Source organism: Sulfitobacter sediminis (assembly GCF_040811725.1).
Classification (GTDB): Bacteria; Pseudomonadota; Alphaproteobacteria; order Rhodobacterales; family Rhodobacteraceae; genus Sulfitobacter; species Sulfitobacter sediminis.
The window spans coordinates 104,359-125,234 of record NZ_JBFNXX010000001.1 but is presented as its reverse complement, the minus strand read 5'-3'; the positions used below and the strand labels follow the sequence as shown (position 1 = coordinate 125,234).

Sequence of the window (20,876 nt, the reverse complement as noted above, 5' to 3'; positions counted from 1 at the left end):
CAGACTATTCCACCCGGCTGGCCAGCGCGTTGACGGCGGCGACGGTAATTGCCGAGCCGCCGAGGCGGCCGCGCACGATCATGGAGGGAACGGGGAGGTCCTGCATTAGCGCCTCCTTGGACTCTGCTGCACCGATGAAGCCCACGGGGCAGCCGATGATGGCGGCGGGGCGGGGGCATGCGGGGTCTTCGAGCATGTTCAGCAGATGGAAGAGCGCGGTGGGTGCGTTGCCGATGGCGACGAGCGCGCCGTCGAGATGCGGGCGCCAAAGCTCCAGCGCGGCGGCGGAGCGGGTGTTGGACATCGCGCGCGCCATATCCGGCACGCGGGGGTCGCGCAGGGTACAGATGACCTCGTTGTCGGCGGGCAGGCGTTTGCGGGTGATGCCCTCGCTGACCATGTAGGCGTCGCAGAGGATCGGCGCACCCGCTTCCAAAGCGGCGCGGGCGGCGATGGCCATGCCGTCGGAGAACTGAACATAGTCCTCGAGCCCCACCATGCCGGCGGCATGGATCATGCGGACGGCGACGATCTCTTCTTCCGGTGTGAAGCGGTCGAGGTTCGCCTCGGCCCGTATCGTGGCGAAGGACTGGCGGTAAATCTCCGCCCCGTCGGTGATGTAGGTATGGGGCATCAGAGTGTCTCGGGGATTTCTTGCGGTGTGAGACCCGTCTGCTCGGGCGCGTCGCTGGCGCGGCCGTCTCGGATCAGGTCGAGCCCCTCGGTCGTTGCGGTGACGGTCAGTGACGCAGGACGCGGATGGGCGCAGCCCTTGGCGCAGCCGGAGACGTGCAGGAACTGGCCGTCCTTGAGGTGCGGAGCGAGCTGGCGTGCGAGGGGGCGGGTTTCGACGAGCCCCTGGGCGCAGCGGGGGGCCCCGGTGCAGGCGACGATCCGGAGAAGCGGATCGTTGGGGTCGGTGATGACACCTTCGACGCCGGGGAATTCCCGCGCGCCCTCGACCAGCAGCATCCGCCAGGGGGTCATGCGCAGACCGCCTTGCTTGGCAAGGCTGGCCAGGGTCTCGACCGTAAGCTGCCCGAAGGCGAGGCCGATCATCGCGCCGAGCGGGGTATAGCCGGGGGCGGGGCGATGAGACTGCTGTTGGCGGGGCACGAAGTGGTCGGCGGGAAGCTTGGCACCTTCCGCAAGAAGGCCGGCCATGCGGGTATGGTCGCCACGGTTCTCCATGAACCAGTGGGCGAGCGCGATGGCTTCATCGGCCGCCGTTTCGACCGTGACCGCTTTCCCCTTGTCCGACCCGTCGGCAATCAGGATCAGCCCCCCGCCAGCATCGCGTTCGAGGCGGATATCGGCAGAGGCATTCTGCAAGACCGGTTCGCGGCCCGTATCCACCGCATAGCCGAATTTTCCTGGTGTTACAGGCGCATCCTCTGCACTGACGGCTGCCGTAAGCGCGGGCCCCAGCGTCTCGGTCTCGCCCCCGGTTTGCCAGAAGGGGGTCAAAAGGATATTGCGGCGGCTTTCGACAGCCTCGTCAGGGTCAAGCAGCGCCATGCGGCGCAGGCCCTCGATGAGGGGCGGATAGGATTTCTCGGTCACGCCCCTGATCTGCAGGTTCCCGCGCGAGGAGAGGTCGATCATGCCATTGCCATGTGCCGCCGCCAGCGTCGCGATGCCATCGGCCTGTGCGCGGCGCAGACGGCCGTTGAAGGGGCGGATGCGCACGACGAGGCCGTCGCCCGATTGCATCGGGCGCAGCGCGCCGGGGCACCAGCCCTTGATCTCGGGTCCGGTCATTCGGCGGCGTCCATCTGGGCGCTGATCGAATTGCGGCGCGTGGTCCAGAGGCCCGCATCCCGCAGGGCGGCAAAACGGTCGCGCATTTCTTGCAGCGCTTTGGGGTTTTCGCGTTCCATGAACTCCACCAGATCGGCGCGGCCCAGGGTTGCGTCGTAGTAGAGGTCGAAGAGGTGGGCCGGCACGTCCCGCGTCAGATGCGCGAAAGCGGCGAGATTGTCGAGGGTGGCAGCAATTTCAGCGGCCCCCCGGAAGGCGTGGCGCATCATGCCGCTGGCCCAGTCGGGGTTTGCCGCACGCGCACGCACGACGCGGGCGATTTCCTCGGCCATGGTGCGGGCCTTGGGTGTGCCGAGTTTGGTTGTGTCGAGGTGGTACAGATTCGGCTTGGCGGCGCCGAGGTGGGCCATGGCGGCGGCGAAACCGCCTTCGTGGCTGGCATAGTCGGAGGCGAGGAGGACGTCGGACTCCAGCAGGTCCTGAATATGCGCGAAACTGTCTGTAGTTTGCAGGCGCTGTTCCAAAGCGGCGCGGTTCTGATGTGCTTCGCCTTTCACGTCGATGGCCCATTCGGAGGCTTTCAGCCAGGCCTCGCCCGCCGCCGCGCGGCCCTCCGCCGAGTAGTCCAGCATCGCGGCTTCCATGTTCATCCCGTAAAGCCCCGGTTTGGGGCCGAAAACGCGTGGGGTTTTCAGGACATAGGGGTTCATGTCGGGGACTTCTTCACGCTCGGCCAGCGCCATGGCCCCAGCCTCGAAGAGCTGAGCGAGGCCCGGAAAGACGTCACGGAAGAGGCCGGAGATACGCAGGGTGACGTCGATGCGCGGGCGATCCAGGAGCGTGAGCGGGAGGATTTCGAAGCCGCTGACGCGTTCCGATCCTTCGTCCCACATAGGCGCGAGGCCAGCGAGATGCAGCGCCATGGCGAATTCCTCGCCTGCCGTGCGCATGGTGGCGCTGCCCCAGAGATCGACAACGATGCCCTTCGGATAGTCACCCTCGTCCTGGAGGCGGCGGCGGATCAATTCCTCGGCGATCTTGACGCCCTGGGCATGGGCCGCGCGGGTGGGCACGGAGCGGGGATCGACGGCAAAGAGGTTGCGGCCCGTGGGCAGCACGTCGGAGCGACCCCGGTAGGGCGAACCGGAGGGGCCCGCGTCTATGCGCTTGCCATTGAGAGCGTTCAAAAGGCCTTCGGTTTCGCCCTGGCCCGCACCGAAGACGTGGAGACCGTCGCCGTACTGGCTCTCCTTGATGTCGCAAACGAAGCGGTCGATGCGCGTGATCGCCTCGGCGGCGCAGGCGTCTTCGGAAAGGCCAAGGTCGTTTTCGACGCCAGCGGCCCGCGCTTCGGCGCGGATCGTGGCGATCAGCCGATCCCGGCGGGCGGGGTCGAGGCCGTCGGCGGTGGAGTATTCGTCGAGCAGCCGTTCGAGGTGCAAAAGCGCATCCGGCGTGGCGCTGTCCTTCATAGGGGGCGGCAGATGGCCAAGGGTCAGTGCCCCGATGCGGCGCTTCGCTTGTGCGGCCTCGCCAGGGTCGTTGACGATAAAGGGGTAAATAACGGGCAGTTCGGCGGTCAGGGCTTCGGGCCAGCAGTCATCGGAGAGGGCGACGGATTTGCCCGGCAGCCATTCGAGCGTGCCATGGGCGCCGATGTGGATCAGGGCATGCATGCTTTGCGACCGGAGCCAGAGGTAGAAGGCGACGTAGGAATGGCGCGGAATGCGGGCGAGGTCGTGGTAGTCGGTATCGCGCTGGTCGATGGCCCCGCGTTCGGGCTGCAGCGCGACGAGGGCATTGCCGCAGGCTTGGGCGGGGAAGTGGAAAGCGCCGTCCCTATGGAGCGGGTCATCGGCAGGGTCACCCCAGGCGGTCTGCAGGTCCTGCTGCAACTGCGGGGGCAGTTGGCGGAGCGCCTCTTCGTAGTCACGCATCGGCCAGGGGATGGTTGTCTGCGTGAGTGTCCTCCCGAAGCCGATTTGAGGCTCGACCGTGTAGCCCGCGCCCGCGAGCGTCAGCAGCATGTCTTCGGTGGAGGCTAACGCGTCGAGGCCGACGGCGTGGGCGATCTGGTCCTCGCGGCCCGGATAGGTGGAGAGAACGAGGGCGAGCTTGCGGTCGGGCGCGGGTGTCTTGGCCAGGCGATGCCAGCCCGCGACACGATCCACCACCCCCTTTATCCGATCCTCATGAGCGCGATGAGAAAAGCGGGAGAATTGCAGATGAGAGTCGCGTTTCTCGGGCGCCTTGAAGCTGACGACGCCGGTAAAAAGACGCCCGTCTACCTCTGGCAGGACGACGTGCATGGCAAGGTCTGCCGGGGAGAGGCCGCGTTCGCTGTCCGCCCATTCCTTCTTGCGCGCAGTGGAGAGGGCAATCTGAAAGACCGGGCAGCCGGGTGTGTCGAGGGGCGAGGTGCCGTCGTCGCCGCGCCCGGAAAAGGCAGTGGCATTGATGATCGCCGCCGGGGGATGGGCAGTGAAGGTTTCGGCGAGGAAGGCGCGGGCAGCGTCGGACTTTAGCGACGGGACGAAGAGACCCATGGGGGTGAAACCCCGGTCGCGGAGTTGCCGCATCAGCGCGTCGATGGGGGCCGTGTCGGCGGCGGTGAGGTAGGAGCGGTAAAAGGTAACGGCGACGAGGGGCGCGCCGGTCGCCTCCTGTTTGAAGGGGCAACGGGTCACGATGCCTTGATCGGGATCGTAGTAGCCCGCGACCGGCACAGTCTTTGTCCCGGCTACCGGCCCTGCGTAAAAGCCCGCCGCAAGGGCCAGTTGCGCGAGCGCCGCCTGCGCGGCCACTGCCCCGCCTGCGTCGCAGAGGTGCGAGAGGCGGCGGAGGGTACTGACGGGCAACGTCGAATGTGCGTCAAGCGAGGGGTCTTCGCGACCGTCTGCCGGCAGGACTGCCAGGGCGATGCCGTGGCGGCGGGCGAGGTCCTGCACCTGCATGATGCCGTAGGGCCAGTAATTCTCGCCACCGATGAGGCGGATGAGGATGCCCTTTGCACCGGAAAGCGTCTGTTCGACGTAATTGTCCACCGACGCGGGATGCCGGAGCGCGGTGAGATTGCAGAGGCGCAGCGTGGGCAGTTTGCCCTGAGGCCCGCCACCGCGGTGCCAGCCTGCCGCGAAAGCGCCAAGGTCACTGTCGGAGAACGAAAGCACCACCAGATCGGCGGGGTCCTGCCCCGGATCGTAGGGGGTTTCGCTGTCCTCGAGCCCGTGGCTTTCGCGGAAGACGACGTGCATCGGCGCTATGCCCCCAGAACGGCCCGGATGGCGGCGGGGTCGATGTGGTCGTGTTCGGCGATCACGACCAGATGGCCCTGCCGCGCATTGGCACCCCAGGGGCGGTCGTACTGGTGACGCACCCGGGCCCCCACGGCCTGTACCAGTAGGCGCATGGGCTTGCCCGTCACGGCCACGTAACCTTTCACCCGAAGGATATGCTGTTCGTTCGCAAGCCGCTCGATGGCGGCGACCAAGGTGGCGGGGTCGTCGATCTCGGGCATGGGGATCACGACGGTTTCGAAGTCATCGTGCTCGTGGTCCTCGTGCCCGTCGTGGTGCGAGGGGCGCGCGGCAAGGTCATCCTCGGCCTTGGCGTTGAGGCCCAGCACGACGTTGGGGTCGATCACGCCTTCGGTCATGGAGAGGATGGGAACCTTGCGGGGGGATTCGTCCTCGATCACCTTGCGGGCCTTCCCGAGACCCTCGTCGCCTGCGAGATCGGCCTTTGAGATCAGGATGATGTCGGCGCATGAAATCTGGTCTTCGAAGACCTCCGAGAGCGGTGTTTCATGGTCGAGCGACTCGTCTGCCTTGCGCTGGGCGTCCACGGCGGCTTCGTCAGCGGCAAAGCGGCCTGCGGCGACAGCCTCGGCATCGGCAAGAGCGATCACACCGTCCACGGTGATCTTTGACCGGATCGCGGGCCAGTCGAAAGCCTTCAGGAGCGGTTTCGGCAGGGCAAGGCCGGAGGTTTCGATCAGGATATGATCTGGGCGCGTGGGCAGCTCCATCAGCGCCTCGATGGTCGGGATGAAATCATCCGCCACCGTGCAGCATATACAGCCATTGGCAAGCTCCACGATATTCTCCGCCGGGCAATCCTCGATCGCGCAGCTTTTCAGGATCTCGCCGTCCACGCCGACGGTGCCGAACTCGTTGACCAGCACCGCGAGCTTGCGGCCATTCGCGTTCTGCATCAGGTGGCGGATCAGCGTCGTCTTGCCCGAGCCGAGAAAGCCGGTGATCACGGTGACGGGGATTTTCGACAGGTCGTTCATTCGGCGGCCTCCAACGGCATCTGAAACGGGGGAATGCGGGCAAGGCTTTGCTTGCGGAATTGTTCCGGGCGCTCGCGCCATGGCACGAAGCCGTCTTCGCTTGCCGCATATTTCGCGGCACCGGCAAGGATATCGGCGGCGTCCTCGGTCGTCATGCGGCCATAGACGTAGGTCCATTTGCCGGGTGCAGAAAGCGCGACGGCAGCCCCATTGGAACAGGCGGACAGGCATTTGACCGGGATGATCTCCACACCGTCCGGCGTACCCTGCGCCTCGAGCGCGTTCAGCAGGTGTGTGCCGGGGCGCACCGCATCCTCGGGCAGCTCTTGCCCGGCGCGGCAGGTGGTGCAGACGTAAAGGGTCGTGGTCATGAGCTATTTCACCTCGATGATCTGGCGGGCGGTGATCGCGCTGCCGCCCACCGCAAGCGGGCGGTGATCGTTGGTATTCAGCGAAACGGCAATCTCGACCTCGCCCTTCGGCAAGTTGTCGAGATGCATCCATTCAGCGTAGAGACGGCCGTGTTTCACACCGTTCACGTAGAGATGGGCGTGGCCTTCGCCCGTCAGGTTCCGGCCACTGGCGTTCAGTGGCGAAAAAGCGAAATTCTCGGTCATCACATGGAGGTTGAAGCCCGCCATCGGGTCGGGTGTGACGGATATCGCGACCGTGGGCGCATCACTGGCAGGAATATCGAAAAGCGCCGCATGCATCGCGGCGTGGTCCGCCCCGCCATGATTGGACGCTGCACCGTGCTGCGCGGGGTCGCCGTGGTCATGGCCGTCGAAGGTGATGCCATTGCCCGCAGCAATCGTGAAGCCGATGCCGCCGCCGAAGATCAGCCCGATGACGAATAGCGACAGGGTCCGGTTCATCCTAGCCCCCTGCCCGCGCGGCGGCGTCGGCATGGGCCCCCTCGCGTTGCCAGAAATAGCCCGCGAAAGCGCCAAGCATCACCCAGGCGGCAAGGCCAAGGCCAAGGGCCCGTGCAGCATAAAGTGCTGCAAGCTCGGTCGGAACGGGGCCACTGAATACATCGGGCTCGGGCGCGCCGACAACGTGCGGCGCGAGCAGCAGGATGACGGCAGCCCCCCACATGGCCCAGCCGCGACCGAAGGCGATCAGCCACAGGCCAAGGGCCGCCGTACCTGCCGCGCTGAACCACCATATCTGGCGCGCGGTGATGTCGGCCGCCGCGACGCCCGGCACCTCTGGCGCAAGAGAGAAGGCAGGGGCAAGGTGAAAGGCGACGAAACCCGCAACGCCCCAGATGATACCTGTGCGGCCATCGATACGCGCGCCACGATCCTCGGCCAGCCCCATCCCCGCCAGCACGATGAGCGCGTAGCCGGTGTAGGTCAGCATGCTGAAGATCAGGCTCAGCCCGTCGCGCATCGGATCGAACCCGGGTAGCTCCGGATGCGCGCTCACCAGTTCTCCGGCACCGAAGTGAACAAGCGCGCCACCTTCGTAAAGCTCGGCATGCAGCATGATCGGCTGAAGGAACCAAAGCTGCAGCAAGCCAGCGATCAGCCCGGCGGCGGCCCCTGCAAAAAGAGCGGAAATCAGGAAACGTGCGTACATAACGGAGGCACCTTTAACTTTGGTCCGACGGGTCGGGCGGCACGCATGTCAGACCGGACAAACGAAAAAGAGCGGACCACCGGGGGGCGGGGCCGCAATGACACCAACGAAGATGGAAAGGGCGCGCATCGTGAGGCCCCGGGACTCTGACATGTTGCCAGCCATTGCGCCGCTTCGCAGCGCAGTGGCAGACGGTTCAGTCAGACCTGCCTAGTGGCAGGGGAAACCGGTGGCGTGGCGCACGTCGTGGGCAGCATCATGCAGCGCGGCCGCCTGAACATGTCCCGTCAGCGAGATCACGGCGATGCCCAGCGCCGCCGCGAAAAGGGCCGGCACAAAGCGAAGGGCGCTGCGTGTGCGAATGGTTGTCGTCATGTCTTCTCTCCTTGCCGTCACACCCGACGGCCTGTCCTTTTTTCGGTGCCTGGCAGGTCTCCTGGCTCGCGGTTCAGCGCCCTTTCCCGCCTTCCCTGCCGGTCGGCAAGTGGCATATCGGGTCAGGCTCACCGCTTACAGTCGCGGGGGCGGCTTCAGCTTCGGGCCGGGCCCTGACTGAATTCCCTGTTAGGTCCCATGCGCACGCGGCACATATCGGGACACCAAGCGCGGGAAACGTCGCATTTTGCCCATGCGAAAGCAAGGTTGATTTGCGACGCAAAAGCACTTCAAAGCGCGCTTGCTCTGGCGTCATCCTGCGGGTTTGGACATAAATGCCGGGCGCTTGGAGATTTCCCGGCGAATCCCCCTCGTCGCCGGAGTGCCCGATGCCGACCAATCGAACCACCCTAGCGATCATCTACTCGCTCTTGGCGATCTGCCTTTTCGACGCGATGGGGCTGATCATCAAGCGGCTCTCGACCGACTATGGCGCAGCCGAGTTGTCCGCGTGGCGGAACCTTTTCGGCCTGATCCCCGCCGCCTTCGTTTTGTGGAGCTCGGCGGAATGGCACCGCCGTGGCCGGCAAATCAGGCTGCGCCAGTGGCGGCTGGCGTTCTTTCGCGGCGCCGTGCTGACGGTGGCGCAATTCTCGTTCTATTTCTCCTTACGCGTTTTGACCTTCGCCACGGCCTCAACGATCACCTATGCCAATGCGCTTTTCCTCGTAGCACTTGCCGTGCCAATCTTGGGAGAGCACGTCGGCAAGGTGCGTTGGTTCGCTGTGCTCATCGGCTTTGCCGGCGTGATCCTAGTGGTCGGGCCCGGACGCGACACCTTTTCGTGGGCCGCCCTGATGGCGCTTCTTGCAGCGTTTTGCTATGCCCTCACCGGCGTTACGGCACGGCTGATCGACGAGGATGTGCCGACCGCGCTGATCAACCTCTATTCCTCGACCATCGCCGTCATCGGGGCGGTCCTGCTGGCCTTCTTCACGGGCGGTTTCACGCCCATCGGGAGCATGGAAGACATGCTCTGGATCGCCGCGATGGGCGCCTTCGGTGGATCGGCGGTGCTGCTTCTGATTTCTGCCTATCGCATGGCGGACCAGAGCGATCTGGCACCCTTCAGCTATTTTGGAATCCCGATCGCCTTCGTGCTTGGCTGGTTCTTCTACGACGAAGCGCCCTGGTCAGAACTGTTACCCGGCGCCCTGTTGATCGTGGCGGGTGGCCTGACGATCATCTGGCGGGAAAGGCAATTGCGACGGGATCAGACCAGAACCTCTTCGGCGACCTGATCGCCCACGCCGAAGACCCGCTTATAGCGTTCGATCTCTTGCGCAGGGCCCATCGCCTTGTTGGGATTGTCCGACAGCTTGACGGTAGGGCGCCCGTTGGCGCTGACCGCCTTGCAGACAAGCGAGAAGGGGGCGAGCGCGTCATCGGGCACAAGCCCGCGGAAATCGTTCGTCAGAAGCGTGCCCCAGCCGAAAGAGACGTTGACCTTGCCCGCGAACTGGGCGTGCAACTCCCTGATCTTGTCTACGTCCAGCCCGTCGCTGAAAATGACACGTTTGGTTCCCGGATCCTCTCCACGGTCCTTCCACCAGTCGATGGCGATCTGCGCCCCGGTCGCGGGATCGCCGCTGTCGATCCGCACGCCGGTCCAGCCCGCCAGCCAGTCCGGCGCGTGTTCGAGAAAGCCCTTGGAGCCGAAAGTGTCCGGCAGGATGATCCGCAGGTTGCCCTCGTGCTCTTCATGCCAGTCGGAAAGTACCTCGTAGGGGGCCTTGGCCAGCGCCGCGTCATCCTCGGCCAGCGCGGCATAAACCATGGGCAACTCATGGGCGTTCGTTCCAATGGCCTCCAGCTCGCGCATCATGGCGATTCTGCAGTTTGACGTGCCGGTGAAAGCCTTGCCCAGGCCCTCGTGCATGGCCTGCACGCACCAGTCCTGCCAGAGGTAGGAATGCCGCCGCCGTGTGCCGAAATCGGCAATGGACAGGTTCGGTATCTCGCGCAGTGCCTCGATCTTTTCCCACACGCGGGTCATGGCGCGGGCATAAAGCACCTGAAGCTCGAATTTTCCCATGGCGTGCAGGACAGCACGGCCCCGCAGTTCCATCAGCACGGCGAGAGCGGGGATTTCCCAGAGCATGACCTCGGGCCATTTGCCTTCGAAGGTCAACTCGTACTGGTCGCCCTTTCGCTCAAGGTAATAGGGCGGCAGGCGCAGGCCCTCGAACCACTCCATGAAGTCGGGGCGGAACATCTGGCGCTTGCCGTAGAAGGTGTTGCCGCGCAACCAGGTGGATTCGCCGCGGGAAAGGGAGAGCGAGCGGATGTGGTCGAGCTGCTCGCGCAGCTCGCCCTCGTCGATGAGCTTGGCGAGGGGGACATGTTTGGAGCGGTTGATGAGCGAGAAGGTGACCGTCGTGTCCGGCTTGTTGCGGAAGATCGACTGGCACATCAGCAGCTTGTAGAAATCCGTGTCGATGAGCGACCGCACGATGGGGTCGATCTTCCATTTGTGGTTCCAGACGCGGGTGGCGATGTCGACCATGGGGGGTTCCTCGAATAACCACGCCTTTTTCGCAAAACTGTTGCGCCGGGGGCAAGGGCGATTTCCTTTCTGGTCATAAGGCTGCCAGAATCACACGTCAAACGTGTGACAGTATTGGTTGGAGACGAAGATGACACCGCAGGACATATTGACGCCCGCAGTTCTGGCCCTTGCCCTTGTCGGCTATGTGACCTGTTTCGCGCGGATGTTCTGGCTCACATTCGCCGGGACCGCGGTTCTGGCCTTGCTCATATCGACGACGTTCGCATTTTCCCCCGAGAATTTTCCCTACTGGGGTGCTGGCGCCTGTATTGCCATGGCTGCCGCCTATGCCGCGCGGTTTTTCAACGTGGCGCGCAATCGTCGTCGGGCGGTGGGAAAAGAGCAACATTCAGGGGCCGCCTCGGACGTTGTGATCGACGGCACGAACGTGATGTATTGGGACGGTGAAGCCGATCTGCGCACATTGCGTTCGGTCGTGGATCAGCTGCGCGGAAAGGGCATGATGCCCTTCGTGTTCTTCGACGCTTCCTCGCGCCATCACCTTGGCGATCCGTCGCTGGACGAAAAGGGGTTTGCCAAGGCGTTGGGGCTGAAGCGGAACCGTATCATGGTCTGCCCGGCCCGGACCGAAGCGGATGCCTTTATTCTGAAATTCGCGCGCGAACAGCAGTTGCCGGTTGTGTCCAACGACCGGTTCGGAGACCGCGCGCAGCAAGCCAAGGGCCTGAAATTGATCAAGGGCGGCGTTGCGGGCGGCAGGCCAATCCTCGAGGGGTTATGAGACAATTGGTCTTTGTTAGACCTGCACAGGGAGGCTGTTCGTGATAGCGTGCTCTGAAATCAGTCAGGAAAGACACGATGCCCAAAGGTTACATTATCGCTCATATCGACGTGCATGACAGAGAGATGTTCGCAGAATTCCGGGCTGCTTCAGCCCCGGTTCTCAAGGAGTTCGGGGCCACAGTCCTCGTCGGCAATCCATCTCCGGAACAGCGCGAAGGGGCGTCGAAACCGATGACAATCGTCGTCGAGTTTCCCGACGTGGAAACCGCACGAAGGTTCTATGATTCCCAAGGTTACACCGAAGCACGTGCTGTTCGCGAGGCCTGCGCGGACACCGATCTGATGATCGTGGAAGGCATCGCCTAGGCCAGCCGGACGCCCTTGGCCTTCATCCCCTGCCGCGCAGCCGCGAGCGACCCATCCAGATCAATCGCCCTGCACAGATCCTCGCGTACCGTCACGTCAAACCCCAGCTTCGCCGCGTCCACCGCCGAGTAATTCACGCAGAAATCGAGCGCGAGGCCGACCATTGTCACTTGGGAAATGCCACGGGTGCGCAGATATCCTTCCAGCCCCGTAGGGGTTTCGTGATCGTTCTCGAAAAACGCCGAATAACTGTCGATGGCCGGATTGTAGCCCTTGCGGATGATCAGGTCGGCCCGGTCGGTGTGGAGTTCGGTGTGAAACTTCGCGCCAAGGCTGCCCTGGATGCAATGGTCTGGCCAGAGGACCTGCGGCCCGTAGGGCATCTCGGTCAGGTCGTAAGGGTTCTTGCCGGAATGGGATGAGGCGAAGGAAGAGTGGCCCGCCGGGTGCCAGTCCTGCGTCAGAACCACCGCCTCGAAATCGTTCATCAGCGTGTTTATCCCGTGCACGATCCCGTCGCCCCCGGGCACGGCGAGCGCGCCGCCGGGGCAAAAGTCGTTCTGCACGTCGATCACGATCAGGGCTTTCATGGGCTATCCTTTCTGGCTGGCCGTAAGGTGGGTTTTAACCCACCGCCCCCTTGCGCAACAGACCTATCCGGGCCTATTTCCGGCCCATGTACACGATCGCCGCCCTTTATCATTTCACCCGGTTCGAGGACCCCGCCGCGCTGAAACCCGCGCTGCTGGAGCTATGCGTTGCACAGGATGTGAAGGGCACGCTGTTGTTGGCCAAGGAAGGTGTGAACGGCACCATCGCGGGGCCGCGTGCGGGCATCGACGCGGTGCTGGCGCATCTGCGCGCCCTGCCCGGCTGCGCCGATCTTGAGTGGAAGGAGGCGACCAGCGAAACGCCGCCCTTCCCCCGCATGAAGGTCCGGATCAAGCGCGAGATCGTCACGATGGGGCAGCCGGATGTCGATCCGGCAAGCAAGGTTGGGCATTACGTCGAGGCGAAGGATTGGAATGAACTGATCAAGAGTCCGGATGTGGCGGTGATCGACACGCGGAACGATTACGAGGTGGCCATCGGCACCTTTGAAGGGGCGATTGATCCCAAGACGAAGTCGTTTGGCGAGTTCCCGGAGTGGTGGGAGCAGAACAAGGATCGCTTCCACAACAAGCGGATCGCGATGTTCTGCACCGGCGGTATCCGCTGCGAGAAATCAACAAACTACCTGCTGGGGCAAGGGGTCGAGGAGGTCTATCACCTTAAGGGCGGTATCCTGAAGTACCTCGAGGAAGTGCCAGAAGAGGAGAGCACCTGGGAGGGTGATTGCTTTGTCTTCGACGCGCGGGTGAGCGTGGGGCATGGATTGAAAGAGGGGCCGCATCTGTTGTGCCATGGCTGCCGGCAGCCGATCCTGCCCGAGGATATGAAGCGGCCCGAGTACGAGCATGGGGTGAGTTGCCATCATTGCTTTGACAAGACGTCCGACTGGGACAAGGACCGCTTTCGCGAGCGGCAGAAGCAGATCAGGCTGGCCGAGGCGCGGGCGAAGCGGGCGTAAGCGGCTTGCGCGGACGGCTGCGCAGCAGGAGCCAGACCATGATCGCCACGTTTACGCCGTTCCAGACGATGCCGTTGACGAAAGCCCAGTGGTAGCTGCCCGTGAGATCGTAGATCTGCCCGGACACCCAGCCACCCAGCGCCATGCCGAGGATCGTCGCCATCATCACGAATCCCACCCGCGCGCCCGCCTCTTTCGAGGGCATGTATTCGCGCACGATGAGCGCATAACTGGGGACGATGCCGCCCTGCGAGAGGCCGAAGACGAGGCTGACCACGTAGAGCGAGACGATGTCGCCTGCGGGCAGGTAGAGAAACAGCGCCAGCCCCTGCAGGGTGGAACCGATCAGCAGCGTGCGCACACCGCCCAGACGGTCGGCCAGCAGGCCCGAGACGATGCGCGAGCCGACACCGCCCAAGAGCATCAGGGACAGCATCTCGGCACCCACGGCGGCTCCGAAGCCCAGATCGACGCAAAGGGCGACAATGTGAACCTGGGGCATAGACATGGCGAGACAGCAGCAGATACCCGCGAAGCCGAGGATATAGGCAAGCGTGCGTGGGCTTAGCCCCGCGGATTGCGCATTCAGGGACGAGGCCGCATGGGCACTCGCGTGAGTCTCGGACGACACCTGTCGCCGCAAGAGCAGCGCCAGCGGGATGACCCCCGCGAAGGTCACGAAGGCCATCACCGTATAGACCACGCGCCAGCCGCTTTCCTGCATGACGCCCGCCAGCACCATGGGCCAGATCGCGCCCGACAGGTAATTGCCGCTTGCCACCAGCGCAACGGCGATCCCGCGCCTGCGCACGAACCAGTGAGAGATATCGGCAATCAAGGGTCCAAAACCAACCGCCGAAGCGAAGCCGATGATCAACTGCGCAAAAGACAGCACCGCGATGGAAGGCGACAGGACCGCGATCATCAGCCCGCCCACGATGCCCAGCGCGGCGAGGATCAGCGAGGTCGTGACCCCGAAGCGGTCGAGCGCGCGGCCCAGCGCGAAATTGCCCAGCGCGAAACCGATCATGTTGAGCGTATAGGGCAGGGAAGCATCGGCGCGGCTGGTGCCGAACTCGGCCTGCACCGCGGGCAGGATCACGACGATGGCCCACATGCCCGCGTTCGCGATGATCGCCACCAGCATCGTGACGACCAGCCTGAACCAGGAATACCGGCTGTCTGTTTCGGCTTGGGTCTGCAAGGGATGTCCTTTCCCCCGCATCAAGCGTCAAACCGTGGCTTTCCGCAAGGGGGATCGGAAATGCCCTCAATTGAAGCTGTTAAGCCTTCGTTAGGACCCGCCCTGTTACCACCGCGCCCGGGTGAATAAAGGTGGTGGAGATGGGTGCGCAGGCAAATGCGGCGCCAGTCATCATCAAACGGAAAAAGGTCGTGGGCGGCGGCGGGCATCATGGGGGTGCCTGGAAAGTTGCCATAAGCATGTTCCTTCAGTCAATGACGCTTTGCGTCCGTTATGTCCCACCCCCCAGGGGCTAGACGACATGTCGTTCTGACCAATGCATGCGCTTATGCTGTAAGACGATGCGCCACCCGACCTCGGGTGCGGGGCTTTTCATGGCGGCAGTGTGTTAACGAATCCTGAAGATCGGGCGCCCAATTTGAACACATTTTAATCAAAGCTCACGCGCGACGCTCGACCGAGCTTTCGACTGGCGAAGGAAGGTCGCGTTTCCGGCCATCCGCGCCATAGGTTTCCAGCGCACCCTTAACCTCGCGCAACTTCGCAAGGCGTGCGGACACTGCGCGAATACCTTCCAGTGCCCCGTCCATAGGCAGCTGGTTGCGCTGCACTTTCCGGTCGAGTTGCTTGATCGCCTCGCCGTCGGGCTGCGGCCCCACGTTCAGCGCATCGATCAGCGCCTCCTTTGGCACTAGAAGCGCACTCAATTTCTCAAGATCGCATTTCAGCAGCGCCTCACGCTCCTGATCGAGAAGCTCTCTCAGCTCCGTCAGCGGCATCGCGCCTTTCTTGCCCGTCATTCTCATGCTCCTTCAAAGCTTCGTAAATTGATTCGCTCAGTCCGATACCGCCGGCGCGGACGATTTGCCGTGTGTGTTCCAGCACTAGGAAGGAAGCGAATTGATCCTCTCCCGCGCCCCCACCAAAGGCCTCTCTCGCGGCTCCGAAACCGGCTGATTTCAACATTTCCGCAAGAAAACTCCCCTCTAGCTCCTGCGCGACGGTCCGCAGGCGCTGGCTCGCGGGTTCCGGCGACGGGCGAGACAGGACAGGATCGAGCGGCTGCATCGGCATGTTCCTAAATTGCGGTCCATTTTTCCCAGCATGCGCCGTCTTGGGTAAACAACGGGTAAGGATGTTCGCCGATAAGTCCGGGCATCGGCGACGAATCCCGGAGGACAACTTGCACCCCATTCTGATTGCTGGCGCTGCCGCGCAGCCCATGGGTATCTCCCCCCCGGCGGAGGCCGAAAGAACCAACGCCCCGCGTGTCCCCGACCGCGGCGAAGGTGAGGCAGCTCTCGCTATTGAGGCGTTTTCTGCCGTGTTCCGTCAGGTCTCGGAAGAACATATCAGAACGCCGAACGGAGCCCCTATGCCAGAAGCCACGCCCGCTGCTTCCGAAGCCGAGAAAGATACAGCCCCCGCAGATGGCAAGTCGCCAAAAGCTCAAGACCAGCTGGCCGAGATTTTGCCGGAAAAGCCGGCGCCGGTTGCTAAAGCCGGGACCAACCTCCTTCAGACCACCGAACCCCGCCTCCTGTCTTCGACCCGGTCAGTTGAGGGAATTGAAGGGAAGGCATCCGGTTCGGCGCTGCGCAACCTGACCGCAGCCGAAGGCCATAGCAACACCATTCAGAACACCGCCGAAGGTGACGTGCCGGCACCACTCCCGAAGCCAGCCAATCCGGCAAACGCAATCCTTTCGACCGCGCCCACTTCTCAACCCTTGCCCGCTTCCGCAACCCAAGGGCCCAGTGCAACGGACAGAGGGCCTTATGTTTCGGCCCCTGGAACATCTTCGTCGAAACGGCCCGATACCCTCGCAGCTTCAGGGCCCCTTGTCCCTGCAAAAAGCGGCCCGCCTCCTACGCTGGCGGCCCAAGGCGAATCGCAGCCAGTTCAATGGGCTCAACCGTCACTGCGGGCAGAAACGCCGTCCGTCCCAAGGACGCTTACAGCCCCATCGCTGCACGCGATCATCACCTCTCACAACCCGGCGACGCGCCCTGCCGCCCGGCGGGATCTTATTGATCCCCCGTCTGCCATTTCGGCAGAACGCCCTTCCCCCGGCAGGATCTCACGCGCCGATTTGAAAGTCCCGATGGCGCAATTGGCCCCGACCAACAGCGGTTCTCTAACGGGAAGCGGCAAGGAAAGCCCTTTCCACTTACCCCCGGCATTCGAGGCAGAGCTGCCAGTAGGGCTACGCACCGATGCGCACGTCCAGCAAGCAACGTCACAAGCCAGTACCATACTTAACCGTACGGAAATGGCGCAGCACGTATCACGCCAGATCGCCGAAGCGATTCATCAACTTCCGGGCCGACCGGTCGAGATATCTCTGAGCCCCGAAGAACTCGGCCGTGTCCGCCTTGCCGTTTCCTCTTCCGAAGCAGGCATCGTCGTGAACGTCTTCGCGGAACGCGCCGAAACGATCGACCTGATGCGGCGTCATATCAACGCGCTTGAAACCGCCTTCACCGCAATCGGATACAGCGACATCGCCTTTTCCTTCGCGGGCGGCAGCGGGGCCGACCAGCCCTCGGACTTCAACGAACGCATCGCCGGGGACAAAGATGCGGGGCCCGGATCAGAGACAGAAGCCACTGGTCCTTTGACGGTTGACCTCGACGCCACCCGCACCACCGGCCTCGACCTGCGGCTCTGAAAGGGAAAACAATGGACGCCACCGCCCCTCTAGGCACCCTGCCCCCATCCGTTGCCGCAGCCGGGTCGCAGGCCAGTTCCGTTCTGTCCTCCGACTTCGAAACCTTTCTGCGGATGCTTACGGCACAGGCCCGTTTTCAGGATCCGCTCGAACCCATCGATTCCTCCGAATACGCGGCACAGCTTGCCCAATTCTCGATGGTCGAACAGCAGGTTCTGTCGAACGATCTGCTGAGGTCCCTCGCGGCACAGCTCGGCGCAGGCTCCATGGCGCAGATGGCGGGATGGATCGGGATGGAAGCACTGTCGACCGCGCCAGTCTATTTCGATGGCACACCCGTCACGCTCAATCCCGCCCCCGCCCGCACGGCGGATGAAGCCTTCCTGGTCATCAAGGACGACAGAGGACAGGTTGTGCAACGGTTGAACCTTCCCCTGGCATCGGATCCCGTGCAATGGGCAGGCGTTTCCAACGACAACCGCCCCTTCCCAAGCGGCCTCTACAGTTTCGAGGTCGAAAGCCGGTCACGCGGCGAAGTGATCGGGACAGAGCCGATTGGCACCTATGCCCGCATCACCGAGGCGCGGCTGCAGGGGCAGGAGATACTGCTGATCCTCGAAAGCGGAGCCACGATCCCCTCGTCCAGCGTGACCGGGCTGCGCGAACCGCAATAGATCACCTAACGGTCGCGCAGCGCAAAGCTCGCGTAGGCGAATGGCATGATCGCCCGGCGCAGTGGACCCAGTTCGAACTTGGCCAGCGGACGCTGCACCGCCCGTGGATAAATCTGCTTCGGCTCCCTGTCGCAAACCAGATCGGCCAGCAGCGCGCCGCAATAGCTGCCCATCGCGACACCGTTGCCGTGATAGCAAAGGCTGACGAACATCCCCGGCTCCCCCGGCACGGGACCGACGTAAGGCATGCGGTCCCGCGCGATGCAGACCATGCCGGACCAGGCGTGCGGAGTCTCGACCTCGCGCCAGGCCGGGAACATCCGCTCAAAATCCGCCCGCGCCCGCGCAATCGCCTGTGCCTCCGACGCCGGGGTCGCCATCAGCCCCCCGCGCACACCGAAAAGCATGCGGTTGTCCGGCATCAGCCGGAAATAATGCAGCAGGTGCCGCGTGTCGTAGCTGGCCTGTGCACTGGTCCAGCCCTGCGCGCCCAGTTCTGACTGGGTCAGCGGCCGGGTGACGATGATGCTCGACTGCGTGGGCATGTAGCGGCCCGCCAGCCAGGGCGGCATATCCTCGGCGGAATAGCCGTTCGTCCCGACAATCACGCGTTCGGCCGTCACATCCCCCGCCGGCGTGCGCAGCCGATAACCCCCAGCTTGTCTTTCGATACCAGAGACCGGTGTGTCGTGGAAAAGCCGCGCGCCCGCCCGTTCCGCTGCGGCAGCGAGCCCGTTGAGATACTTGCGCGGGTTCAGCCCAAAGCCAATGGGCACGGTAATCGCCCCGTGAAAGCCCGCGTTCATCCCCTCCGCCTCAAGCGAGGCGGGAGGAGTCAGCTGCGCTTCGACCCCGTAATTCTCGGCGTAGTACGCGACATCTTCCTTCAGTTCCTCGAAATCCGATGGCCGGTGCGCAAGCTGCGTCTCGCCCGCCGAATGCCGGTCCACATCCAGGCGTAGCCTCTCTATCAGGTCTTCGACGAAGCGGATCGAGGCGACTTCTGTCTGACGCCATTCAAGACGCCCCTCGCGCCCGAACCGCCGGTCCAACGCCTTGTCCTGCAGCATGCCACCGCCCAGACAGCAAAAGCCGCCGTTACGCCCCGATGCCCCCCACCCGATGAAACGGCTTTCCAGGACCGCGACCGACACCCCCTGTTCCGCGAGGCTCAGCGCAGCAGACACACCGGTAAATCCACCTCCGATCACCGCCACGTCGCAGCCCAGGCTCCCGTCGAGGCTGGGACGTTCGGGCAGCCGATCCGTTTCATCCCACCAGCACCCGGCGCGCGGCTGGTCCGAATAGGCAAAATCCGGGTAGATGCGCCGCATCAGTTGGCGCGCTCAGCCGCCTGTACATCCTTTTGCGCGCGGACAGCGTTTTGCTTGCTGATGAGCGAGGCGGTAATCACCCCGACGGTCACGACCAGGATCATGATCGTCGAGAGCGCGTTGATCTCGGGCGAGACCCCCAGGCGCACCGCCGAGAAGATCTTGATCGGCAGCGTCGTGGCCGAGGGTCCGGCGGTGAAGGACGCGATCACCAGATCGTCAAGGCTAAGCGTGAAGGCCAGCAACCAGCCGGAAATCACCGCAGGCGCGATGATCGGCAGTGTCACCAACCGGAAGGAATCCCAGGGCGTCGCCCCCAGATCCAGCGCCGCTTCCTCCAGCGAGCGGTCGAATGTCACAAGCCGCGAGGACACAACGACCGAGACATAGCACATCGAAAAGGTCGTATGCGCCAGCACGATGGTCAGCACACCCCGGTCCAGGCCGATCCCGATGAAAAGCAGCAGCAGTGACAGGCCGGTGATCACCTCGGGCATCACCAGCGGCGCGTAGATCATGCCGGAAAACAGCGTCCGGCCAAAGAACCGTCCGCCCCGCACCAGCACATAGGCAGCCATCGTGCCCAGCACCGTGGCAAAGGTCGAGGACACCACTGCCACCTTCAGCGTCACCCATGCGGCATCAAGGAAGGCCTCGTTCTGGAACAATTCCCCGTACCACCGGGTCGAAAACCCCGCCCAGACCGTCACCAGCTTGGAGGCGTTGAAGCTGTAGAAGATCAGCACCAGCATCGGCAGGTAGAGGAACGCAAATCCCAGCGTCAGCGAGGTGACATTGAACCAGCTCAGCCTGTTCATTGCTCGGCCTCCTGCTGTTTCTGCTGGTTCCGCTGGAACAGCACGATGGGCACAACGAGGATCAGCAGCAGGATCACCGCCACGGCAGAGGCGACCGGCCAGTCGCGGTTGTTGAAGAATTCCTCCCACAGCACCTTGCCGATCATCAGCGTGCCCGAACCGCCCAGCAGCGAGGGGATCACAAACTCACCCAGCGCCGGGATGAAGACAAGGAAAGACCCCGCAATGATACCGTTGCGCGACAGTGGGATAGTGACCAGCCAAAAGGCCTGCATCTTGGAACAGCCAAGGTCCTCCGCCGCCTCGATCAGGGAACCGTCGAGCCGGTCCAGTGCTGCGTAAATCGGCAGGATCATGAAGGGCAGGTAGGTGTAAACAATGCCGATATAGACCGCGAGGTTGGTATTGAGGATCGTCAGCGGCTCACTGATGATCCCCAGCCAGGTCAGAAGCTGGTTCAACAGCCCCTCGTTGCTGAGGATGCCCATCCAGGAATAGACGCGGATCAGGAACGAGGTCCAGAAAGGCAGGATCACCAGCATCATCAGCGTCGGCCGCCATTCCTCGGGCGCCTTGGCCATGCCGTAGGCGATGGGATAGCCGACGAGCAGCGTGAGGAAGGTGGAGAGGATCGCGATGCGCAGAGAGCTGAGGTAGGCTTTCCAGTAAAGATCGTCTTCCGTGAGGAAAACGAAGTTTTCGAAATCCAGCTCGGCGAGCATCGCCGACAACCCGTCCCTCAGCGTCGGTGTGTAAGGCGGGATGGCAAGCGCCGCATCCGAAAGCGAGATTTTCAGGACGATGAGGAATGGTGCCAGGAACAGCACCAGCAGCCAGGCGTAGGGTACAGCGATCAGAGCAGCCCTGCGCATC

Annotated in this window: 22 protein-coding genes, 1 pseudogene and 1 riboswitch; of the genes and pseudogenes, 7 read left to right on the top strand and 16 right to left on the bottom strand. The window is 63.5% G+C overall.

Annotated features, from left to right (window positions below):
- Nucleotides 1–4: 4 nt before the first annotated feature.
- From AB2B41_RS00615 to AB2B41_RS00580, 8 genes are all read right to left on the bottom strand, one after another.
- Nucleotides 5–634 carry a precorrin-8X methylmutase gene (locus AB2B41_RS00615; protein WP_367875791.1) on the bottom strand — a complete coding sequence of 210 codons (630 nt, stop codon included), beginning with the start codon at nucleotides 632–634 and terminating at the stop codon, nucleotides 5–7.
- Complete coding sequence (gene cobG, locus AB2B41_RS00610; RefSeq protein ID WP_367875790.1) at nucleotides 634–1,761, bottom strand: precorrin-3B synthase; 1,128 nt, start codon at nucleotides 1,759–1,761, stop codon at nucleotides 634–636. The genes AB2B41_RS00615 and cobG overlap by 1 nt, the downstream gene beginning before the upstream one ends.
- Nucleotides 1,758–5,015, bottom strand: a complete 3,258-nt coding sequence (cobN, locus tag AB2B41_RS00605; RefSeq protein ID WP_367875789.1) for a cobaltochelatase subunit CobN — start codon at nucleotides 5,013–5,015, stop codon at nucleotides 1,758–1,760. Before cobN ends, cobG begins: the two co-directional genes overlap by 4 nt.
- A gap of 5 nt (nucleotides 5,016–5,020) precedes the next feature.
- On the bottom strand, nucleotides 5,021–6,055 hold the full coding sequence (gene cobW, locus AB2B41_RS00600) for a cobalamin biosynthesis protein CobW (protein ID WP_367875788.1): 1,035 nt from the start codon (nucleotides 6,053–6,055) through the stop codon (nucleotides 5,021–5,023).
- The gene (locus AB2B41_RS00595; RefSeq protein ID WP_367875787.1) at nucleotides 6,052–6,426 is read right to left on the bottom strand and encodes a DUF1636 family protein; all 375 of its coding nucleotides are present in this window, start codon (nucleotides 6,424–6,426) and stop codon (nucleotides 6,052–6,054) included. The genes cobW and AB2B41_RS00595 overlap by 4 nt, the downstream gene beginning before the upstream one ends.
- A gap of 3 nt (nucleotides 6,427–6,429) precedes the next feature.
- On the bottom strand, nucleotides 6,430–6,930 hold the full coding sequence (locus AB2B41_RS00590) for a hypothetical protein (protein WP_367875786.1): 501 nt from the start codon (nucleotides 6,928–6,930) through the stop codon (nucleotides 6,430–6,432).
- A 1-nt stretch (nucleotide 6,931) separates the two neighbouring features.
- A complete protein-coding gene (locus AB2B41_RS00585; protein ID WP_367875785.1) occupies nucleotides 6,932–7,639 on the bottom strand; it encodes a CbtA family protein in 708 nt (235 codons plus the stop codon).
- A gap of 210 nt (nucleotides 7,640–7,849) precedes the next feature.
- Nucleotides 7,850–8,014: a CbtB domain-containing protein gene (locus AB2B41_RS00580; protein WP_367875784.1), complete on the bottom strand. Its 165-nt coding sequence runs from the start codon at nucleotides 8,012–8,014 to the stop codon at nucleotides 7,850–7,852.
- 34 nt (nucleotides 8,015–8,048) lie between these two features.
- A riboswitch (cobalamin riboswitch) is annotated at nucleotides 8,049–8,258 on the bottom strand.
- A 145-nt stretch (nucleotides 8,259–8,403) separates the two neighbouring features.
- Between AB2B41_RS00580 and AB2B41_RS00575 the strand changes: the two genes are divergently transcribed.
- Entirely contained in the window at nucleotides 8,404–9,315 is a 912-nt protein-coding gene (locus AB2B41_RS00575) for a DMT family transporter (RefSeq protein WP_367875783.1), read from the top strand.
- On the opposite strand, the gene pncB is transcribed toward AB2B41_RS00575, so the two are convergent.
- Complete coding sequence (gene pncB, locus AB2B41_RS00570; RefSeq protein ID WP_367875782.1) at nucleotides 9,288–10,580, bottom strand: nicotinate phosphoribosyltransferase; 1,293 nt, start codon at nucleotides 10,578–10,580, stop codon at nucleotides 9,288–9,290. The genes AB2B41_RS00575 and pncB overlap by 28 nt on opposite strands.
- A gap of 130 nt (nucleotides 10,581–10,710) precedes the next feature.
- Between pncB and AB2B41_RS00565 the strand changes: the two genes are divergently transcribed.
- Both AB2B41_RS00565 and AB2B41_RS00560 read left to right on the top strand, forming a co-directional pair.
- Complete coding sequence (locus tag AB2B41_RS00565) at nucleotides 10,711–11,364, top strand: NYN domain-containing protein (protein ID WP_367875781.1); 654 nt, start codon at nucleotides 10,711–10,713, stop codon at nucleotides 11,362–11,364.
- Nucleotides 11,365–11,441: 77 nt separating this feature from the next.
- On the top strand, nucleotides 11,442–11,732 hold the full coding sequence (locus tag AB2B41_RS00560) for a DUF1330 domain-containing protein (protein WP_367875780.1): 291 nt from the start codon (nucleotides 11,442–11,444) through the stop codon (nucleotides 11,730–11,732).
- Here AB2B41_RS00560 and pncA read toward each other — a convergent pair.
- Nucleotides 11,729–12,322, bottom strand: coding sequence for a bifunctional nicotinamidase/pyrazinamidase (gene pncA / locus AB2B41_RS00555; protein ID WP_367875779.1), 594 nt, complete (start codon nucleotides 12,320–12,322; stop codon nucleotides 11,729–11,731). The two genes, AB2B41_RS00560 and pncA, sit on opposite strands and share 4 nt — an antisense overlap.
- Nucleotides 12,323–12,408: 86 nt before the next feature.
- Between pncA and trhO the strand changes: the two genes are divergently transcribed.
- On the top strand, nucleotides 12,409–13,302 hold the full coding sequence (trhO, locus tag AB2B41_RS00550; protein WP_367875778.1) for an oxygen-dependent tRNA uridine(34) hydroxylase TrhO: 894 nt from the start codon (nucleotides 12,409–12,411) through the stop codon (nucleotides 13,300–13,302).
- Here the strand turns inward: trhO and AB2B41_RS00545 are convergent.
- Nucleotides 13,268–14,506 (bottom strand): MFS transporter, encoded by a 1,239-nt coding sequence (locus tag AB2B41_RS00545; protein WP_420014275.1) that lies wholly within the window; start codon nucleotides 14,504–14,506, stop codon nucleotides 13,268–13,270. The genes trhO and AB2B41_RS00545 overlap by 35 nt on opposite strands.
- Nucleotides 14,507–14,646: 140 nt before the next feature.
- On the opposite strand from AB2B41_RS00545, the pseudogene AB2B41_RS00540 reads away from it, so the two are divergent.
- Nucleotides 14,647–14,763, top strand: a pseudogene (locus AB2B41_RS00540) (chemotaxis protein MotB); the annotation flags it as partial.
- 183 nt (nucleotides 14,764–14,946) lie between these two features.
- Here AB2B41_RS00540 and AB2B41_RS00535 read toward each other — a convergent pair.
- Nucleotides 14,947–15,306: a flagellar biosynthesis protein FlgN gene (locus AB2B41_RS00535; protein ID WP_367875777.1), complete on the bottom strand. Its 360-nt coding sequence runs from the start codon at nucleotides 15,304–15,306 to the stop codon at nucleotides 14,947–14,949.
- Entirely contained in the window at nucleotides 15,242–15,472 is a 231-nt protein-coding gene (locus AB2B41_RS00530; RefSeq protein WP_420014277.1) for a rod-binding protein, read from the bottom strand. The genes AB2B41_RS00535 and AB2B41_RS00530 overlap by 65 nt, the downstream gene beginning before the upstream one ends.
- A gap of 169 nt (nucleotides 15,473–15,641) precedes the next feature.
- Here AB2B41_RS00530 and AB2B41_RS00525 point away from each other — a divergent pair, with 169 nt between their 5' ends.
- On the top strand, nucleotides 15,642–17,177 hold the full coding sequence (locus AB2B41_RS00525) for a flagellar hook-length control protein FliK (protein WP_367875775.1): 1,536 nt from the start codon (nucleotides 15,642–15,644) through the stop codon (nucleotides 17,175–17,177).
- A gap of 11 nt (nucleotides 17,178–17,188) precedes the next feature.
- Complete coding sequence (locus AB2B41_RS00520) at nucleotides 17,189–17,851, top strand: flagellar hook capping FlgD N-terminal domain-containing protein (RefSeq protein ID WP_367875774.1); 663 nt, start codon at nucleotides 17,189–17,191, stop codon at nucleotides 17,849–17,851.
- A gap of 5 nt (nucleotides 17,852–17,856) precedes the next feature.
- On the opposite strand, the gene AB2B41_RS00515 is transcribed toward AB2B41_RS00520, so the two are convergent.
- From AB2B41_RS00515 to AB2B41_RS00505, 3 genes are read right to left on the bottom strand one after another with little or no spacing between them, the layout of a single operon-like run.
- A complete protein-coding gene (locus AB2B41_RS00515) occupies nucleotides 17,857–19,185 on the bottom strand; it encodes an NAD(P)/FAD-dependent oxidoreductase (RefSeq protein WP_367875773.1) in 1,329 nt (442 codons plus the stop codon).
- Nucleotides 19,185–20,003, bottom strand: coding sequence for an ABC transporter permease (locus AB2B41_RS00510; RefSeq protein WP_367875772.1), 819 nt, complete (start codon nucleotides 20,001–20,003; stop codon nucleotides 19,185–19,187). The genes AB2B41_RS00515 and AB2B41_RS00510 overlap by 1 nt, the downstream gene beginning before the upstream one ends.
- Entirely contained in the window at nucleotides 20,000–20,875 is an 876-nt protein-coding gene (locus tag AB2B41_RS00505) for an ABC transporter permease subunit (RefSeq protein ID WP_367875771.1), read from the bottom strand. Before AB2B41_RS00505 ends, AB2B41_RS00510 begins: the two co-directional genes overlap by 4 nt.
- Nucleotide 20,876: the final 1 nt, after the last annotated feature.

Coding starts and splice junctions, on each gene's coding strand:
- AB2B41_RS00615 (WP_367875791.1), bottom strand. CDS start 634: ATGCCCCATACCTACATCACCGACGGGGCGGAGATTTACCGCCAGTCC.
- cobG (WP_367875790.1), bottom strand. CDS start 1,761: ATGACCGGACCCGAGATCAAGGGCTGGTGCCCCGGCGCGCTGCGCCCG.
- cobN (WP_367875789.1), bottom strand. CDS start 5,015: ATGCACGTCGTCTTCCGCGAAAGCCACGGGCTCGAGGACAGCGAAACC.
- cobW (WP_367875788.1), bottom strand. CDS start 6,055: ATGAACGACCTGTCGAAAATCCCCGTCACCGTGATCACCGGCTTTCTC.
- AB2B41_RS00595 (WP_367875787.1), bottom strand. CDS start 6,426: ATGACCACGACCCTTTACGTCTGCACCACCTGCCGCGCCGGGCAAGAG.
- AB2B41_RS00590 (WP_367875786.1), bottom strand. CDS start 6,930: ATGAACCGGACCCTGTCGCTATTCGTCATCGGGCTGATCTTCGGCGGC.
- AB2B41_RS00585 (WP_367875785.1), bottom strand. CDS start 7,639: ATGTACGCACGTTTCCTGATTTCCGCTCTTTTTGCAGGGGCCGCCGCC.
- AB2B41_RS00580 (WP_367875784.1), bottom strand. CDS start 8,014: ATGACGACAACCATTCGCACACGCAGCGCCCTTCGCTTTGTGCCGGCC.
- AB2B41_RS00575 (WP_367875783.1), top strand. CDS start 8,404: ATGCCGACCAATCGAACCACCCTAGCGATCATCTACTCGCTCTTGGCG.
- pncB (WP_367875782.1), bottom strand. CDS start 10,580: ATGGTCGACATCGCCACCCGCGTCTGGAACCACAAATGGAAGATCGAC.
- AB2B41_RS00565 (WP_367875781.1), top strand. CDS start 10,711: ATGACACCGCAGGACATATTGACGCCCGCAGTTCTGGCCCTTGCCCTT.
- AB2B41_RS00560 (WP_367875780.1), top strand. CDS start 11,442: ATGCCCAAAGGTTACATTATCGCTCATATCGACGTGCATGACAGAGAG.
- pncA (WP_367875779.1), bottom strand. CDS start 12,322: ATGAAAGCCCTGATCGTGATCGACGTGCAGAACGACTTTTGCCCCGGC.
- trhO (WP_367875778.1), top strand. CDS start 12,409: ATGTACACGATCGCCGCCCTTTATCATTTCACCCGGTTCGAGGACCCC.
- AB2B41_RS00535 (WP_367875777.1), bottom strand. CDS start 15,306: ATGACGGGCAAGAAAGGCGCGATGCCGCTGACGGAGCTGAGAGAGCTT.
- AB2B41_RS00530 (WP_420014277.1), bottom strand. CDS start 15,472: ATGTTGAAATCAGCCGGTTTCGGAGCCGCGAGAGAGGCCTTTGGTGGG.
- AB2B41_RS00525 (WP_367875775.1), top strand. CDS start 15,642: ATGTTCGCCGATAAGTCCGGGCATCGGCGACGAATCCCGGAGGACAAC.
- AB2B41_RS00520 (WP_367875774.1), top strand. CDS start 17,189: ATGGACGCCACCGCCCCTCTAGGCACCCTGCCCCCATCCGTTGCCGCA.
- AB2B41_RS00515 (WP_367875773.1), bottom strand. CDS start 19,185: ATGCGGCGCATCTACCCGGATTTTGCCTATTCGGACCAGCCGCGCGCC.
- AB2B41_RS00510 (WP_367875772.1), bottom strand. CDS start 20,003: ATGAACAGGCTGAGCTGGTTCAATGTCACCTCGCTGACGCTGGGATTT.
- AB2B41_RS00505 (WP_367875771.1), bottom strand. CDS start 20,875: ATGCGCAGGGCTGCTCTGATCGCTGTACCCTACGCCTGGCTGCTGGTG.